Source organism: Alphaproteobacteria bacterium LSUCC0684 (assembly GCA_041228335.1).
Taxonomy (GTDB): Bacteria; Pseudomonadota; Alphaproteobacteria; order Puniceispirillales; family UBA1172.
The window spans coordinates 1,780,828-1,799,369 of record CP166130.1 but is presented as its reverse complement, the minus strand read 5'-3'; the positions used below and the strand labels follow the sequence as shown (position 1 = coordinate 1,799,369).

The following is an 18,542-nucleotide window of genomic DNA, read 5'->3' as shown; positions in this document are numbered from 1 at the left end:
ACAAGATGGCAGACAAAACACCAAACAACGAAAAACTGACTCAACAGGAAGTAAATGATATCTGTTGGCGGGCGTGCGATACCTTCCGCGGCGTTATCGATGGTGGTCAATACAAGGACTACATTCTGGTGATGCTGTTCATCAAATACATCTCTGATGTTTGGCGCGACCATTATGATGAGTATATGGCACAATATAACGGCAATGCGGAACGCGTGGAGCGAGCCATGCGTCTGGAACGCTTTATTCTGCCTGAGGATGCGTCCTTCACCGCCCTGCATCAAAGCCGCAATGCGGATAATGTGGGTGAGTTGATTAACATCGCCATTGAAAAGATTGAAGCGGCGAACCGCCCGAAACTGAATGGCGTATTTCAAGACATCGATTTCAATAACCAAAAATTGGGCACCACCAAAGACCGCAACAGGCTGCTGAAAAACCTGCTGGAAGATTTCGCGAACCCCCGTCTTGATTTGCGCCCATCTCGTATTCAGGAAGATATTATTGGTGAAGCCTATATGTATCTGATTGAACGCTTCGGAAGTGATGCGGGCAAGAAGGCAGGTGAGTTTTACACCCCTTCACCGGTTCGCCGATTGGTCGCCAAACTGGCGAAACCAGAACCCGGCAATCTGATATGTGACCCTACTTGCGGGTCAGGCTCATTGGCCCTTGATACCGGGCGTGAGGTTGAAGGCGGTGCCTGCCGCCTGTTCGGGCAGGAAAAGAATGGCGGCACGCTGGCATTGGCCAAGATGAATATGTTCTTGCATGGCGTTGATGATGCGGTGCTTGAATGGGGCGATACGATTAATGACCCCAAATTGCTGGATGAAGGCCGCCTGATGCGCTTTGACCGTGTGGTTGCCAACCCGCCATTCAGCCTTGATAAATGGGGGGCAGAGGATGCCGCATCAGACCAATATGGCCGTTTTGGTCGCGGCGTGCCGCCCAAATCAAAGGGCGACTGGGCGTTTATCCTGCATATGCTGGCCACCGCCAAGCGGCAATCTGGCCGGGTGGTGGTTGTGGTCCCGCATGGGGTGTTGTTCCGCGGCGCGGCCGAAGGGCGTATCCGTGAAGCGGTGTTGAAAGAAAACCTGCTTGATGCCGTCATTGGCTTGCCGGAAAAGCTGTTCTCCACCGCCGCTATTCCAGTTGCCTTGCTGGTCTTTGATTTGCGGCGGGAAGCAGGCGGCGCGCTGACAGACCAGAAAGATATCCTGTTTGTTGATGCCAGTAACGAGTTCGAATCCGGCCGTAACCAGAACACCCTGACTGATGCGCATATTGACAAGATTGTCGCTGCAGTTGAAGCGCGGGAAGAGGTGGGGAAATTCGCCCATCTGGCCAGTTTTGATGAGGTGGTGGAGAACGGCTTTAACCTCAACATCCCGCGTTATGTGGATACGTTCGAAGAGGAAGAAGAAATCGACCTTGCCGCCGTTCAAGCCGAGATTGACAGGCTTGACAAAGAACTGGCCGAGACCCGCGCGCGCCTGCGCCAGCATCTGAAGGAGCTGGGGGTATGAGCGACGCAATAGTTCAGTTGGGTACGTTGGGCAACTTCATTCGTGGTAAAGGTATAGCTAAATCTGACCTTGTTGACGAAGGCGGTCTATCCTGCATCCGATATGCTGAAATCTACACCGAATATGGTGAGGTTATCCGTAACCCTATTTCAAGGGTGTCAAGTGATGCTGCCGCAGACGCACAAAAGTTAGAATATGGAGACATTATTTTCCCCACTTCTGGTGAAACAGCAGAAGAAATTGGGAAAGCATCAGCATTTGTTGGGCAAGAAGAAACATATGTGGGCGGGGATACAATTATCTTAAGGGGGCATGGGCAAGACCCTATTTATTTAGCTCATATGCTTAATTCATGGGAGTTGAATAGACAGAAATTTAAATTAGCTACAGGCAATTCAGTTGTTCATATTTATGCGCAAGAATTGTCACAGCTTTCATTATGGCTCCCTGAACTTGCAGAGCAGCAGAAAATCGTTGAAATCCTTACCGATTGCGACACCGCGATAAGTGATTTGCAATCTATCATTTTACATAAGAAGAAGCTGTTTGAAGGGCTACCAGACCAATTTTCACGAAACCTCAATTCAATAGAGGAATGTTCATTAGAAAAAGTTGCTAATGTGACAATGGGGCAATCACCGCCAGCATCCAGCTATAACGATGTTGGTACAGGGTTGCCTCTCGCAGGTGGCGGAGATGACATTAAAGACGGTTTTGTTAATCCATCAAGATATACCATTCAGCCGTCAAAAATTGCGCCTAAAGGTTCTGTCTTAATGACAGTTCGTGCGCCAGTTGGGGACATTGCTATTTCAGACTCAGACTTATGCATTGGTCGAGGGTTTTGTGCCATTGAACCAAAGTCTGAAATGAGTAGGGATTATATTCGTTTTTCTCTGATAGCGATGAAAGCAAAATGGAAAACTGTTCAACAGGGTAGCACATTCACAGCCGTGGATAAGTCATCTGTTCTCAAATTTACTTTACCTTTTCCGATGGACAATGATGAATTGAAAAGAGCAGTTCTTGTTTTGCAAGAAGCGCAATCAGAACTTCTCAAACTGGATTCTCAACTCAACCTTCTCAAACAACAAAAACGTGGGCTAATGCAGCAATTGCTGACGGGCAAGCTGCGCGTGAAGGGGGCGGCATGAGCGATATCAAACTCTTCAATCTCAACGGCCAGACTGTGAACGAAATTAATGGTGCGGTTATAGAACTGGAGAAGTCACTTCAAACGCTATTTGAGCGTAACCTTGATGCCTTGATTGGTGTGCGCTTTCTAGTCTCTGAATACAGTATCAAGGATGGGCGAATTGATACACTAGGGCTGGATGAAAATAACTGTCCTGTCATCATTGAATATAAACGCCAAACAAATGAATCCATCATAGTACAGGGTTTGTTCTATCTCGACTTGCTGATGGAGAACCAGTCTGATTTCAAACTGCTGGTTATGGAAAAAATCGGTAAAGAAGCAGCAGACGCCATTGACTGGTCTGCCCCGCGCCTTGTGTGTATCGCAGGAGATTTCAAGCGTTACGATACGCACGCGGTCAAACAGATGAACCGGAATATTGAACTTATCCGCTATCGTAAATTTGGCGATGATTTGCTGATGCTGGATTTGCTAACCGCAACCACCGGCACAACGCCGACAGCCCCATCAAATAGCAGCGGACGCAGCACACAAAAAGACCATGAGGATATCATCGCCGCCGCTTCAAGCGAGCAGAAAGAACGGTATGAAGCGTTGGTCGACTACCTCCACTCGCTCGGCGATGATGTGCAGGAAAGACATCTACAGCGCTATGTGGCTTTTAAACGCATTAAGAACTTCGCCTGTGTTGAGCTGCGTAATCAGAGAAACAACATTATGGTTTTCATTCAAATCAACCCTGATGACATTGAACTGATTGAAGGGTTTAGCCGTGATGTCCGTGAGATTGGTCATTACGGCACAGGCAATATCGAAATCACCATTTCTTCTGACGCGGATTTAGAGCGGGCCAAACCCCTTATCCAGCAATCCTATGAGGCATCATAACAAAATCATGACCAGAACTCCTACTTTTCGAACTGATGAAATTGCAACAAGCCAATTGCCTGCCATGATTTTACTGGCAAAAATGGGCTGGCAACCTTTGACTAAAGCACAGGCTAATTCTGCCCGCAAAGGTCGCACCAGTGCCGTTATTTTAGAAGATATTACACGTGATTATCTGCTCACCCGCCGCCTCAATTGGGCAGGGCAAGATGCGCCTTTGTCTGAAGATAATATTGAAACCCTGATGGTGCGGCTGAAAAATCTGCCGCCAGCAACTTATGGCAAACAGGCGGAAGATAAATGGGATTTGCTGTGCCTGCCCCAAAGCGTGGAGCAAGTGATTAACGGCACCCGCCGCAGCCATAACGTGCCAATGATTGATTTTGATAACCCTGAAAATAACCAGTTTCATATGGCGGCAGAGTTTTCGGTGGAACGCAGCAAATCGGTCGATACCAGACGCCCCGATATCGTGCTGTTCGTTAATGGCATCCCGATGGCGGTGATTGAAAATAAAAAATCTGCAACGGATGTGGCACAGGGCATCAGCCAGACAATTCGGAACCAGAAACCAGACGAGATTCCGCATCTTTATGTCTATGCGCAAATCTTAATGAGCGTGAACAAGAACGAAAACCGATATGCCACGACCGGCACACCAGCCAAGCTGTGGAATATCTGGAAAGAAAATGAAATTGGTGATGCTATTTTGCGCGCCCTGATAGATACGCCTTTATCAGATGACCAGCGTAATGCTTTATTCAGTGATGATTTCGCCGGGGAAAGGGCGTTTGATGATTCTCAATTAGGCCGGTTGATAACAGACCAAGACCGGGCGTTGGTGGGGTTATGCCGTCCGGACAGGCTGCTGCGCCTGACACGTGAATTTATTCTGTTTGATGGTCCACATAAAATCATAAGTCGGTTCCAGCAGTTTGAGGCTGTGCGCAAGACAGTCGCCCGTGTTGAAGGTGGAGGGGACCGCAGGGGTGGCGTGATTTGGCACACACAAGGTTCAGGTAAATCCCTTACGATGGTGATGCTGGCCCGTGCGCTTATCTCTCATAGCACGCTGAATGATGCGCGGATTGTGCTGGTCACCGACCGTGTAGACTTGGACAAACAGATTAAAGGCACTTTTAAAAATACCGGGATGTCACCCAAACGGGCTGCAACAGGCAAGGAACTGATTTCCCTGATTGCAGAACGAAAAGCTGGGGTGATTACTACCATCATCAACAAGTTTGAGGCCGCTGCCCGTGACCAGTTGCGAGACGAGTCATCAAATGTGTTTATTCTGGTGGATGAAGGTCACCGCAGCCAGTATGGCCGCTTCAGCGCACAGATGCGGCGTGTTTTTCCAAACGCCACTTATATTGCCTTCACCGGTACGCCCATCGCCAAAAAAGACAAAAACACCATGTCCGAATTTGGCCCGATTATCGATACCTACACGATGCGTGATGCGGTTGAAGATGGCGCGGTGGTGCCTCTGGTTTATGAAGGCCGCCTGATTAAGCCTGATATGGATTCTAAAGGGCTGGATACATGGTTTGAACGGTTGACCATCGGCCTGACAGACGCGCAAAAGGCTGACCTGAAAAAGAAATATGCCCAAGCCAATATGCTGGGAAAACTGGATAAGGTCATCGCCTGTCGTGCTTTCGATATCTCGGAGCATTTCCGTGCCAACTTTAAAGGGACAGGGCTAAAGGCACAGCTTGTTGCCCCCAGCAAGGCGGCTGCCCTGAAATATAAAGCCGCACTGGATGATATCGGCCATGTGACAAGTGAAGTGCTGATATCCAGCCCAGATACTCGGGAAGGGCATGATGCTGTTGACGAAGCCAAAGCAACAGACGAGGTTGTTGAGTTCTGGCAGCAGATGATGAACCGCTATGGTGATGAAGAGAAATATAACGAATATATCATCAACCAGTTCAAGCATGGGGAAGACCCGGAAATCATCATTGTGGTGAGCAAGCTGCTGACCGGGTTTGATGCCCCGCGCAATACGGTTCTTTATCTCACGCGGCCGATGAAAGAACATAATCTGTTGCAGGCGATTGCCCGAGTGAACCGTGTGTTGGATTCAGACAGTGATGAGTTCAACACGGATAAAGATGAAGGCTACATTGTAGACTACGAGGGTGTTTTAGAAAATTTGGATGAAGCCTTCAGTCACTATGATGCGCTTGCTGGATATGAGGAAAAAGACCTTGAAGGCTTGATGCGTAATGTGGGTGAGATTTTAGACAAGCTGCCACAAACCCACAGTCATCTTAGGGCATTGTTTCAGTCTCTTGATGGTAATGCAGATGAAGAAGCCTATGAAGTTTTCTTGGCTGATGATGCCATCCGAGAGGATTTCTATTGTCGCCTGACCGCTTATGGTAAGGCTCTGGCCGCTGCATTAGGGGCGGCCCGTTTCTATGATGAAACACCTGAAGCAGATATCCACCGGTATAAGCGCGACCTGAAGCGTTTCACAAATCTCAGAAGTGCTGTTAAACGCCGCTATGCTGAAGAGGTAGATTTCAGTGATTATGAAAAGCGCATCGAGAAAATTCTGCATGACCATATTGGCGCAACTGATATCGAACTCGTTATTGAACCTGTGAATATCTTTAATCTGGAGATGATGAAAAAAACCGAAGAAAAACTCCCTTCTGACCGGGCAAAAGCGGACTTCATTGCTCATTCCACAAAACGAACCATCACAGAGAAGATGGAAGAGAACCCTGCCCTGTATAAAAAGCTGTCAGATATGCTTGAGACCTTGATTAATGATTTTATTCAAGGGCGTTATGCAGAGGCAGAATATCTGAAAAGGGTACGTAACATTCATAGCACGGTGCTGTCTGAGGGGCTGGAAGAAACGCCAAACGCTCTGGCTGATGATGCAAATGCCGCAGCTTATCATGGGTATCTGTTGACTGGCCCCACAAAGGATGCTGGTGCAGATGAAGACACACAAATCGCCTTTGCAAAATTCATCAGTCAGACATTGGATGCATATCGTAATGTCCCGCAACTCTTCCAGCAGACGGCCAAGTTGAATGAAATAAGACTGGCGATTGATAATTACATGTATGACGTGTTGCTGGATGAGCGAGGAGTAAGTCTCTCCCCTGAGCAGATGGACATTATCATAGAAAACATTATGACAATCGCAGAGCGTCGTCTGTCATGACTGGTCAAACAATTTTGGTCAACTATGGGTCGAACACCTTTAATGTGCAGATTGAATATCGTGAAAGGAAGACACTTTCGATTTCAGTCCTGCCTGATTGTTCGATTGTGGCGTTGGCCCCGCTGGGTGCAGCTGTTTCAGACATTAAAAATCGACTTCGCAAACGAGCCAGTTGGATAAAAAGACAGATTGATTATTTCAACCAGTTCAAACCGCTGACGCCGCCTCGCCAGTTTGTTGCTGGCGAAACTCATCTATATACTGGCCGGCAGTATCGGTTGAAGTTTCATCAAGGGCTATCAGAGGGAGTGAAGCTGAAAGGGCGTTTCTTTCATGTGACTATGAAAATACCCTCTTCTGAAAAAGCCATGTCCTTAATGATGGGGTGGTATAAAGAACGGGCGGCTGACCTGTTTAATAGACGACTGGAAGAGTGCCTGAAACGCTTTCCAGATAAACCTGCTCCAAGTTTGGTATTGAAGCGTTTTAAATCCCGGTGGGGTGGCATGTCTCCCAAAGGAGTTTTGACTTTAAATCCTGACCTTGTGCGTGCGCCTGTGGAATGTATCGACTATGTAATTTTGCACGAACTTTGCCACATTGAGCATCCCCATCACGGCCCCACTTTTTGGCATTTGCTTGAACAGAAATCACCAAATTGGCAACGCTTGAAGCACAGGCTGGAAATGTCACTCAAGTAACGGGTGTTTGCCATACAGGTAACTGCTGCGTGGCAAGCCAAGTTATTGAATAGTTGGAGATTGCAAGATAGCTTAAGGGATTATGTGTATGAATAACAATTCGCTAAACAATTATTCTGCCGCCGCAAACCCAATTCTCTTTGTTCTATGTTTTTGTATGTTGTTTCTCATACAGATAACTAAAAAAATGCCAATCGCCAGCAATCGTGTTAGGCATATGCACTAGGGGTGGGGTGGCCCATGCGTGGGTGAGGAGAGTTTATTTTCTGCCACAGCTGTGCCACACTGGTATCAGGGACAACATGATTTGAGGGTGTAAGCCTGCAAACAATACTGACAGGAAACCATGCTTTAATCCCGGGGCGGAGTAGCTCAGCTGGTTAGAGCAGCGGAATCATAATCCGCGTGTCGGGGGTTCGAGTCCCTCCTCCGCTACCATTTCTCCTAATATTATCAATGTATTGCAGCGTCTCAAAGAAGATCTTGAGGCGATTTTTGCGTTACACACCTCTTACACACTTTTTGGTTGGCTTCCAGTCACTCCAGACTATATCGTTTTTATAGTGATTGGATGTGTTAGATGCCTGTTTTGCGTGAAGATTCTGTGTTGATTATGGATGGAGCCGTCAAGCTCTACAGGCGTGAGAGAAGCCGCAAATGGCAAGCAGCCTTCCAAATCGACGGCCAATACATTCGCATTTCAACAGGTAAGAGCGATTTAGACGAAGCCAAGCAGGCTGCCTCTGACAGCTATTTGGAATACAAGTTTCATCAGAAGAATGGCGTGCCAGTTGTGTCCAAACGCTTCTCGGATGTCGCTAAACTGTGCATCGCAGAAATGAACAAGCAGCTGGAAAGTGGCGTTGGCAAGAAAGTCTATCGCGACTATGTGATCGTGCTTGAGAAATATCTAATTCCGTTCTTTGGCAAGATGCATGTCACCAGCATCACCTATGAAACACTCCAAAAGTTTTCACGCTGGCGCGAACAGCAGATGGGCAGAGAACCCAAAGCATCAACGCTGAATACACATAACTCTGCCCTTAACAGAGTGTTTGATGAGAGTGTTGCGCGTGGTTTTATGAACAAGACACATTGTCTAGCCCCAATTTTCTGTGCCACTAATTTTCGATTACTCTACTAGTGTTTCAGGTACGGGCGGTCGCATATTTAGTCCATGATGTGGTCTGATGTGATTGTATTGGCGGAGCCATACATTGATTGCAGTTTGCGCTTGATGGACAGTGTGGAACCATTCTGCGTTTAGCACTTCATTGCGTAACGTGCCATTGAAGCGCTCGTTATAGCCATTTTCCCAAGGCGAGCCTGGATAGATTTGGATTGGCTCGATGCCAACCTTCCTAAGCCAAGTTTGAAGATGCTCTGCAATGAACTCGGGGCCGTTGTCCGATCTGATGAACCTTGGTTTTCCTCGCTTAAGGATCAGATCAAACAATACGTCCAGCACGTCATTGGCATTCATCTTCGGCCTGACGGCCACGCACAAAGCTTCTCGTGTGTATTCATCGATAACGGTCAGCATTTTGTAGCTGCGTCCATTTGTTAGCTTATCGTGGACAAAGTCAATCGACCAAATATGATTTGAATGCTGAGGTCTTAGCCTGATGACAGAGCTGTCTTTGTGATACAGGCGTTTTCGTTTCTTGTGACGCTGTGGAAGTTGCAACCCTTCTTCACGCCATAATCGTTCTACTCGCTTGTGGTTGACCTTCCAGCCCTCGATCTGCAGCAACTGAGTTATCTTCCGATAGCCGTAGCGGCCATACGCCTTGGCCAATCTCATCATGGCCAAGCGTAGGGCATCATCATCGTGCTGAACCGCCTTGTAGTTCAGCGTTGAACGAGCAATATCCAAGACCTTGCATGTTCGTCGCTCAGATGTGTTGAGCTTTTGTCTTGTATGAATGACGGCCTGACGTTGTTGCTCTTGCGTCAGACCTTTGGCTTTAAAAAATCCAAGCTTTCCTTCAAGATCAACTTGTCCAACTCAAGTTCCGCTACAATCTTTTTGAGCCGATCATTCTCTTTTTGCAGCGACTTCATCTCGCTGAGCTGAGACCGCCCCATGCCGCCGAATTTCTTGCGCCAGCCGTAATAGGTTTTGTCCGAAACTCCTGCCTTGCGACAAGCGCTAACAACATCCATGCCACCATGAATATGAACTTCAATCTCACGTAACAGCTTCAAAATATCTTCGTCCGTATAACGCTTCCTAGCCATAATTTCGATCCTCCGTCTCTATCAAATTATGGCACAGTTTTACGGGGCTAAGACAGTATTTCACCTTTTTGCTCTGCTGCTACAGTAAGCACACGGGCATATGTGTATGCGCGTTTACCGCAATCTCCAAAAATCAGTCGCACAATCTTGGTAGCGAGGCTGGTATTGCTCCGCATCATAATCTCGCGTTCTTCGAGAATGAGGTTTAGCTTTTTGACAAGCGAACGATGTGCGCGAACTTCTTTGAATAGATCTACACATTCATCAAGCAGCACATAGAGCTCTTCATTTGATGCTTTGTAGGTTCCATTTTCCCAAGTTTCACGCTTGGTTTTGAGTGAATCAATCCAAGTGCTGATGTTGGCATGGTTTGAAGCAGTTTTAGTTGTTTGTGTTTTAGTCATGATATTCACCTTTCGTGTTTTGTTGTGATGCGTGCTTGCATCGATGTAGTGAATATCGCACAAAAAATGACGCCAAATTGTTGTTCATTTAAATTAACAAATATGGCATCATATATTTATGAAAAAGTCTCGTGCCAACCGTCCTCTATTCTTTGTCTATGCACCGCCATTGAGGGGAAAGCGGCCAAGTAATCGCCGTGCTGTTGAGTCGCCATATAAGGGTGCGCCTGCTTGGAAATGCTCAGTCTACTATTACTGGTGGGAGTATTTGCGCCGTCATGAAGGATACAGGCAAGCCTGTGAGAGCGCGGGCAGGGGCAAATATGCCGATCTCTACGCTGACTTTGGCAATGTGCATGAGGGTGATTTTTGGAGTTGGTGGACTGAACATGCAGAATTATTTGCTGAGCCACCCATAAGACATGTGTCGGTTGAACATAGTGTTTCAACAGATCAAAACACGCTCTCATTGTCTGTTCCATTAGAGAACAAACTGTCTGTATCAATGAAGCAGATTAGGCGTTTGTTAGAGCCTCAAGTTCAGAAGGCAGCTCGCAAAAAAACACAGAGCCAAGCTAAGTATCCTGTGGCGACCAAGCCTTTATTGAGAACACTGCATGAGCATTTGTTGGTTTGGGATGCAAAACAGCAGAACCCAACTGCACATGACAGTGAGCTTGCTGATATTGCAGGCATATCAGTAAATGAAGTTGTGAATGGTGAAACCATAGCTGAGCTTAGAGCAGAAGACCTGCCAACCAGAGACTTAGAGCGTGTGATTAAACGCCGTAAACAGTTGACAGTTCAAAGGCACCTTAGGATTGCAGAGCAATATATTGGAAATGTGGCTGCGGGAGAGTTTCCAAAGAGAGAGGGGCGATAATTCAGGTCAAATCAGAACCTGTAATTCAAACCAAAACTCGCAGAATTGGCATAATGGTCATTGTCATTGCTGTGGATGCTCTCCATTCTTGACACAGCAAAATCAATTTTAAGATCATCTAATTTCCACATATTTACACCAAATTTCACAGTGCCACTCTCTTTGAGTTCAGTTGAAACATTCGTGCTATATATGTTGGATTGACTGAGATAGCGCATTGATGCTGGGAAGCTTTTATTCAAGAAATTGGAATACTGAACATTGCCGTATGTGCGGATTTTGAAGCCATTCCAGTCAATGATCTTTGACATTTCAGCACCTAAATCCAACTCTTGATAATCAATGTCCTGATCAAAAAATCTCAGAGCCCTTGTGCCCCCGGTCTCATCAAACATTTCCAGTTTGATATCGGCGAGATTAAATCCTCCATAATAGGAGTAATCCATGTCAGCATAATTTATGAATTGCCTTAATCTCACTGAGCCAGAGTAGGTATGCCCATTTCTCTCTCCGGTAAGTGTCTCACTTCCATCGATGCGCTTGGTCTCATAAGTTAGGTCAGCATAACCAAGAGATGCTTCGATCTGCGGTAATCCCTCTGCTTTATATGTTGTGTATAAGGTCGCACCAAAATTATCTGACTCAATTTTGCTACCATCTGTGCCGATGTCAGCGTCGTCTCTTCCTGCTGATACCGCAAAGCCAATCAGATTGTCTTGTTTGTACTCTTTATCAATTCCAATTGTGATCCTGGAATTATTAAATTTGCGCGACGGTGATGAAGATGAAGCACTAATTGAACCAACGGATACTTCCCCGTCACTCCAGATGCTCCAGTCATTGTCTGAGCTATCAAACTCAGGATTGGGGTTAAAACCCGTCTCCGCTTTTAACTCTGCGATGCCTAGTGATATTGCCTGTGCCTTGAGAATCTCTTGATAAAGTTCGGGGTTGTTTCCAAGACTTGAGGCAAGCTGTGCTAATTCAGTCTCAGTATAGTCTCTCAAGCGTGATGGAGAGCCGTTAAAGAACTGGTTCAGAGCAGGATCGCTGAATTTGAAGGTGATACCTTGCTTGACTTTACTAGAGTTGTTGCCTGCTCTGGAAGCCAGCCACGCCAGTCGGTCTTTGACAGACTGGATAGAGCCTTTGTGAAATTGATAGGCAATACTTTCCTGACTCAAAAGGCTACCTACTACATCAGCTTTTTGAGTAGGATCTGATAGAAATGTCCAATTGAACTGAGTTGCCGCGGTATTATTATTGCCAGCAGCATCTGTAAATGCACCCGCTGCAATATCGATCGTAGTGGCGCCAGCCCCCGTCGGAGTGAAGGTTGCCGTATAGACAGTGGATGAAGTTGAAGCGAAGTTGCTGATAGAGCCGTTAGAAACGGTTATGTCCCCAACGGCAAAATTGGATGTCGCCTCACTAGCGGTGAAGGTCAGGGATAGGCTCGTATCTGCTGATGCACCACCATCACTCACCTCAACTGCTGTGATCGTCATTGTCGGACCCGTCCCGTCCACAGCGGAAATTGATGTTGAAGAGCTCGTATTGCCAGCACTGTCGGTTACTGTAATGGAGCCTGTTTGGCCGTCGGATAGCGGGTTGGTGATGCTCCAATTGCCACTTCCATCTGCCGTGGTCGTTGCAAGCACTGTTGTGCCATCGGATGCGTAGATGGTGACGGTGGCTCCTGCTTCAGCTGTCCCTGACAAGGTCGAGCCATTGGAGGTACCAATTGTGGGCGCTGTTGGTGCTGTTGCATCCACAGCGGAAATTGATGTTGCAGAGCTCGTATTGCCAGCGGCGTCCGTGGCTTTAACGGAGCCTGTTTGGCCATCGGATAGCGGGTTGGTGATGCTCCAATTGCCACTTCCATCTGCCGTGGTCGTTGCCCGCACTGTTGTGCCATTAGCTGCATAGATAGTGACTGTGGCTCCTGCTTCAGCTGTCCCTGACAAGGTCGAGCCATTGGAGGTACCAATTGTGGGCGCTGTTGGTGCTGTTGCATCGACTGCAGAAATTGCCGTTGCAGAGCTCGTATTGCCAGCGGCGTCCGTGGCTTTAACGGAGCCTGTTTGGCCATCGGATAGCGGGTTGGTGATGCTCCAATTGCCACTTCCATCTGCCGTGGTCGTTGCCCGCACTGTTGTGCCATTAGCTGCATAGATAGTGACTGTGGCTCCTGCTTCAGCTGTCCCTGACAAGGTCGAGCCATTGGAGGTACCAATTGTGGGCGCTGTTGGTGCTGCGATGTCATAGGTCACTGTTACCTGCGTTGCAGTGGTGTTGTTATTGCCACCAGCGTCTTGGGCAACATTGGCGGAAACATCGATAGCGATGTTACCACCTGCATCTGGCGTGATATCTGCCGAGTATGTGTTGGCATCGGTTGTGGTAAAATTACCGGCAGAACCATTAGTGACCAAAATATCACCCACCGCAAAGCCAGAAACATCTTCTGAGAACTCAAATGTCACAGAGAATGGGCTCGTAGAGTTTACGGCGGTTGGAGCATTTTGAATGGATACAGTAGGCGCTGTCGTATCGACCAAGACAGCTGCAGTGCTGCCAACGCTATTGAGCGTCAAGTTCATGTCATTGCCAGCACTATCTTTGAGTGTACCGCCATTGGCTGATAATGTGCCAACGGCGATGCCGTCTGTGTCTGTCTCGCTTGCTTGAACGGTATAGCTGAAGACAAGCGCAGATGTGCCAGTGCCAGAGGCATATGTTGCTTGCCGCGTATTGCTGCCAATGGTCAGAGCGATCTGGGGCGTGTCGGGTGTGGTTACAACTGTCACCGCTTCTGAGGTGTTCACCGTTAAGCTGAGCGTATCTCCTGCTTTATAGCTTCCATCAGCAGGAACAGAGACTGAAGAGACAGTCGGAGCAACCTTCTCCGTCAAACTCGCAGTATTGTTAGATTGGGTGGTCGATGCTGCATTGCCAGCTGCATCATAGATCGCTTCAGTTCCAGACGGCACAACACTCAGCGTCTCATTACCATCTGGTGTTCCAGAAAGGCTCACGCCAAGAACCCAAACACTCTGGGACGTCTTTGCGATCGAACTCGGCGTGGCCGTTACTGTTGCTGTTCCACCAGAAATAGAGAGCGCAAAATCAGATGCAGCTAAATCTCCAGAACCATCGCTCGTGTTGTAAACATTCTCAGCAAAAGTAACCGTCAACGCATCATTCGCCGCATTCAAACTCACAGAACTGATGGTGGGAGCGGTGGTATCGACCAAGACAGCTGCAGTGCTGCCAACGCTATTGAGCGTCAAGTTCATGTCATTGCCAGCACTATCTTTGAGTGTACCGCCATTGGCTGATAATGTGCCAACGGCGATGCCGTCTGTGTCTGTCTCGCTTGCTTGAACGGTATAGCTGAAGACAAGCGCAGATGTGCCAGTGCCAGAGGCATATGTTGCTTGCCGCGTATTGCTGCCAATGGTCAGAGCGATCTGGGGCGTGTCGGGTGTGGTTACAACTGTCACCGCTTCTGAGGTGTTCACCGTTAAGCTGAGCGTATCTCCTGCTTTATAGCTTCCATCAGCAGGAACAGAGACTGAAGAGACAGTCGGAGCGGTGGTATCGACCAAGACAGCTGCAGTGCTGCCAACGCTATTGAGCGTCAAGTTCATGTCATTGCCAGCACTATCTTTGAGTGTACCGCCATTGGCTGATAATGTGCCAACGGCGATGCCGTCTGTGTCTGTCTCGCTTGCTTGAACGGTATAGCTGAAGACAAGCGCAGATGTGCCAGTGCCAGAGGCATATGTTGCTTGCCGCGTATTGCTGCCAATGGTCAGAGCGATCTGGGGCGTGTCGGGTGTGGTTACAACTGTCACCGCTTCTGAGGTGTTCACCGTTAAGCTGAGCGTATCTCCTGCTTTATAGCTTCCATCAGCAGGAACAGAGACTGAAGAGACAGTCGGAGCAACCTTCTCCGTCAAACTCGCAGTATTGTTAGATTGGGTGGTCGATGCTGCATTGCCAGCTGCATCATAGATCGCTTCAGTTCCAGACGGCACAACACTCAGCGTCTCATTACCATCTGGTGTTCCAGAAAGGCTCACGCCAAGAACCCAAACACTCTGGGACGTCTTTGCGATCGAACTCGGCGTGGCCGTTACTGTTGCTGTTCCACCAGAAATAGAGAGCGCAAAATCAGATGCAGCTAAATCTCCAGAACCATCGCTCGTGTTGTAAACATTCTCAGCAAAAGTAACCGTCAACGCATCATTCGCCGCATTCAAACTCACAGAACTGATGGTGGGAGCGGTGGTATCGACCAAGACAGCTGCAGTGCTGCCAACGCTATTGAGCGTCAAGTTCATGTCATTGCCAGCACTATCTTTGAGTGTACCGCCATTGGCTGATAATGTGCCAACGGCGATGCCGTCTGTGTCTGTCTCGCTTGCTTGAACGGTATAGCTGAAGACAAGCGCAGATGTGCCAGTGCCAGAGGCATATGTTGCTTGCCGCGTATTGCTGCCAATGGTCAGAGCGATCTGGGGCGTGTCGGGTGTGGTTACAACTGTCACCGCTTCTGAGGTGTTCACCGTTAAGCTGAGCGTATCTCCTGCTTTATAGCTTCCATCAGCAGGAACAGAGACTGAAGAGACAGTCGGAGCAACCTTCTCCGTCAAACTCGCAGTATTGTTAGATTGGGTGGTCGATGCTGCATTGCCAGCTGCATCATAGATCGCTTCAGTTCCAGACGGCACAACACTCAGCGTCTCATTACCATCTGGTGTTCCAGAAAGGCTCACGCCAAGAACCCAAACACTCTGGGACGTCTTTGCGATCGAACTCGGCGTGGCCGTTACTGTTGCTGTTCCACCAGAAATAGAGAGCGCAAAATCAGATGCAGCTAAATCTCCAGAACCATCGCTCGTGTTGTAAACATTCTCAGCAAAAGTAACCGTCAACGCATCATTCGCCGCATTCAAACTCACAGAACTGATGGTGGGAGCGGTGGTATCGACCAAGACAGCTGCAGTGCTGCCAACGCTATTGAGCGTCAAGTTCATGTCATTGCCAGCACTATCTTTGAGTGTACCGCCATTGGCTGATAATGTGCCAACGGCGATGCCGTCTGTGTCTGTCTCGCTTGCTTGAACGGTATAGCTGAAGACAAGCGCAGATGTGCCAGTGCCAGAGGCATATGTTGCTTGCCGCGTATTGCTGCCAATGGTCAGAGCGATCTGGGGCGTGTCGGGTGTGGTTACAACTGTCACCGCTTCTGAGGTGTTCACCGTTAAGCTGAGCGTATCTCCTGCTTTATAGCTTCCATCAGCAGGAACAGAGACTGAAGAGACAGTCGGAGCGGTGGTATCGACCAAGACAGCTGCAGTGCTGCCAACGCTATTGAGCGTCAAGTTCATGTCATTGCCAGCACTATCTTTGAGTGTACCGCCATTGGCTGATAATGTGCCAACGGCGATGCCGTCTGTGTCTGTCTCGCTTGCTTGAACGGTATAGCTGAAGACAAGCGCAGATGTGCCAGTGCCAGAGGCATATGTTGCTTGCCGCGTATTGCTGCCAATGGTCAGAGCGATCTGGGGCGTGTCGGGTGTGGTTACAACTGTCACCGCTTCTGAGGTGTTCACCGTTAAGCTGAGCGTATCTCCTGCTTTATAGCTTCCATCAGCAGGAACAGAGACTGAAGAGACAGTCGGAGCAACCTTCTCCGTCAAACTCGCAGTATTGTTAGATTGGGTGGTCGATGCTGCATTGCCAGCTGCATCATAGATCGCTTCAGTTCCAGACGGCACAACACTCAGCGTCTCATTACCATCTGGTGTTCCAGAAAGGCTCACGCCAAGAACCCAAACACTCTGGGACGTCTTTGCGATCGAACTCGGCGTGGCCGTTACTGTTGCTGTTCCACCAGAAATAGAGAGCGCAAAATCAGATGCAGCTAAATCTCCAGAACCATCGCTCGTGTTGTAAACATTCTCAGCAAAAGTAACCGTCAACGCATCATTCGCCGCATTCAAACTCACAGAACTGATGGTGGGAGCGGTGGTATCGACCAAGACAGCTGCAGTGCTGCCAACGCTATTGAGCGTCAAGTTCATGTCATTGCCAGCACTATCTTTGAGTGTACCGCCATTGGCTGATAATGTGCCAACGGCGATGCCGTCTGTGTCTGTCTCGCTTGCTTGAATGGTATAGCTGAAGACAAGCGCAGATGTGCCAGTGCCAGAGGCATATGTTGCTTGCCGCGTATTGCTGCCAATGGTCAGAGCGATCTGGGGCGTGTCGGGTGTGGTTACAACTGTCACCGCTTCTGAGGTGTTCACCGTTAAGCTGAGCGTATCTCCTGCTTTATAGCTTCCATCAGCAGGAACAGAGACTGAAGAGACAGTAGGTGCTGTTGCGTCGGTAACCGTGACATTTACTGTTTGATCTGCAGACTGAGGAAATTGTTGCAAGTCAGATGCTCGGATTTGGACTTCGTAAACATTGTTTTGGTCTTGATCCGATGGAGACAAAAAGTCGGGGGCTGTAGAAAAGCTTAAAACGCCGGTACTGCTATTGATTGTGAACAAACCTTGGTCTGCGCCTCCAACAATCGACCAATTGACCGCTTTGTTTGCATCAAAGTCACCAACAGCTGTTTGCAATTCTGCCACTGAAATTGCAGAAGAGCTCGCACCCGCCGTGCCTCCGGGCGCGGTAATTGTTGGTGGAGTAGTGCTTACTGCGAAGCCAACCATAAGCATCATTAGGTCGCCGATTGCTGTGTTGCCAGGAGTAAATGTTACAGATGAAACTGTTCCTGGATACCGAGCGATAATGTACCCCTCTGTGCCAGTAACAGAGGTCACACCTGACTCGGGGCCCGCGGGGGCAACCTTATCATTGGTCCATAGCAGATTAACTGAGCTACCAAATGTGAAAGTTCTCGACTCCGTCGGGGCGCCAAGCGAAGAAATTGAGATTAGCGGACTTTCAACTGGACTATCAAAGGTGAGGGTATAAGTTGATGCTTGACTGTCTGTAAAGACCTTCCTCGTGTCACCAGGAATTTCATAGCTGGGCGGGAAATTAGCAGGATACCAGTGTCCATCGTAGGAAGTTATAATGCCACTAGAAGATGTTATGGTGTAACCAACGCCTTTGACGGAACCAGTTGCTGTCGCGCCACTGATGGTTATACCATTTGACCAATAGTATTCATCTGCGTGAGCTTTGGCGCCTACTAATAGAGCTGCGCCCAAAAAAACCAAAAACAAAAAAATATTATAAATTTTGAAAACTTCTGATTTTGGAAGTTTTAAGCAATCGGTGACCCCAACAAGAACTTCTAAATAAGACTTGGGAATTGCTGCGCATAAAATTGAGGGCATAGAATGGCAAAGCTCATCAGGTAGAAACGAACTTTTACCGCAGATGTTTCTTATTATTTAACGATAGCCAACAAAATCTAACGAAACCCAACAATAGGAATTTCCTTTAATAACCTATTGTTTTGTAATTGATCTTTAAATACGATTTCATATGACATTACCAAAATACGG

At 48.0% G+C, this 18,542-nt stretch carries 9 protein-coding genes, 1 tRNA gene and 1 pseudogene; 8 read left to right on the top strand and 3 right to left on the bottom strand.

Translation table 11 applies throughout. From position 1 onward, the window contains the following. Positions 1–5: 5 nt before the first annotated feature. The 7 genes from AB8880_08630 (at position 6) to AB8880_08600 (ending at position 8,617) form a co-directional block, all read left to right on the top strand. A complete protein-coding gene (locus tag AB8880_08630) occupies positions 6–1,532 on the top strand; it encodes a type I restriction-modification system subunit M (protein ID XDZ64988.1) in 1,527 nt (508 codons plus the stop codon). Further along, positions 1,529–2,686, top strand: coding sequence for a restriction endonuclease subunit S (locus tag AB8880_08625; GenBank protein XDZ64987.1), 1,158 nt, complete (start codon positions 1,529–1,531; stop codon positions 2,684–2,686). Before AB8880_08630 ends, AB8880_08625 begins: the two co-directional genes overlap by 4 nt. Then, positions 2,683–3,579, top strand: a complete 897-nt coding sequence (locus AB8880_08620; protein XDZ64986.1) for an endonuclease NucS domain-containing protein — start codon at positions 2,683–2,685, stop codon at positions 3,577–3,579. The genes AB8880_08625 and AB8880_08620 overlap by 4 nt, the downstream gene beginning before the upstream one ends. Positions 3,580–3,586: 7 nt before the next feature. Further along, on the top strand, positions 3,587–6,772 hold the full coding sequence (locus tag AB8880_08615; protein ID XDZ64985.1) for a type I restriction endonuclease subunit R: 3,186 nt from the start codon (positions 3,587–3,589) through the stop codon (positions 6,770–6,772). Continuing rightward, the gene (locus AB8880_08610) at positions 6,769–7,473 is read left to right on the top strand and encodes a M48 family metallopeptidase (GenBank protein XDZ64984.1); all 705 of its coding nucleotides are present in this window, start codon (positions 6,769–6,771) and stop codon (positions 7,471–7,473) included. Before AB8880_08615 ends, AB8880_08610 begins: the two co-directional genes overlap by 4 nt. Positions 7,474–7,834: 361 nt before the next feature. Then, positions 7,835–7,911, top strand: a tRNA-Met gene (locus AB8880_08605). 142 nt (positions 7,912–8,053) lie between these two features. Then, the gene (locus tag AB8880_08600; GenBank protein ID XDZ64983.1) at positions 8,054–8,617 is read left to right on the top strand and encodes a site-specific recombinase; all 564 of its coding nucleotides are present in this window, start codon (positions 8,054–8,056) and stop codon (positions 8,615–8,617) included. On the opposite strand, the pseudogene AB8880_08595 reads toward AB8880_08600, so the two are convergent. Beyond that, positions 8,606–9,714, bottom strand: a pseudogene (locus tag AB8880_08595) (IS3 family transposase). The gene AB8880_08600 and the pseudogene AB8880_08595 overlap by 12 nt on opposite strands. Before the next feature lie 47 nt (positions 9,715–9,761). Then, a complete protein-coding gene (locus AB8880_08590) occupies positions 9,762–10,118 on the bottom strand; it encodes a hypothetical protein (GenBank protein XDZ64982.1) in 357 nt (118 codons plus the stop codon). Positions 10,119–10,236: 118 nt separating this feature from the next. On the opposite strand from AB8880_08590, the gene AB8880_08585 reads away from it, so the two are divergent. Beyond that, positions 10,237–11,001: a hypothetical protein gene (locus AB8880_08585; GenBank protein ID XDZ64981.1), complete on the top strand. Its 765-nt coding sequence runs from the start codon at positions 10,237–10,239 to the stop codon at positions 10,999–11,001. A gap of 11 nt (positions 11,002–11,012) precedes the next feature. On the opposite strand, the gene AB8880_08580 is transcribed toward AB8880_08585, so the two are convergent. Next, positions 11,013–18,371 carry an Ig-like domain-containing protein gene (locus AB8880_08580; GenBank protein ID XDZ64980.1) on the bottom strand — a complete coding sequence of 2,453 codons (7,359 nt, stop codon included), beginning with the start codon at positions 18,369–18,371 and terminating at the stop codon, positions 11,013–11,015. Positions 18,372–18,542: the final 171 nt, after the last annotated feature.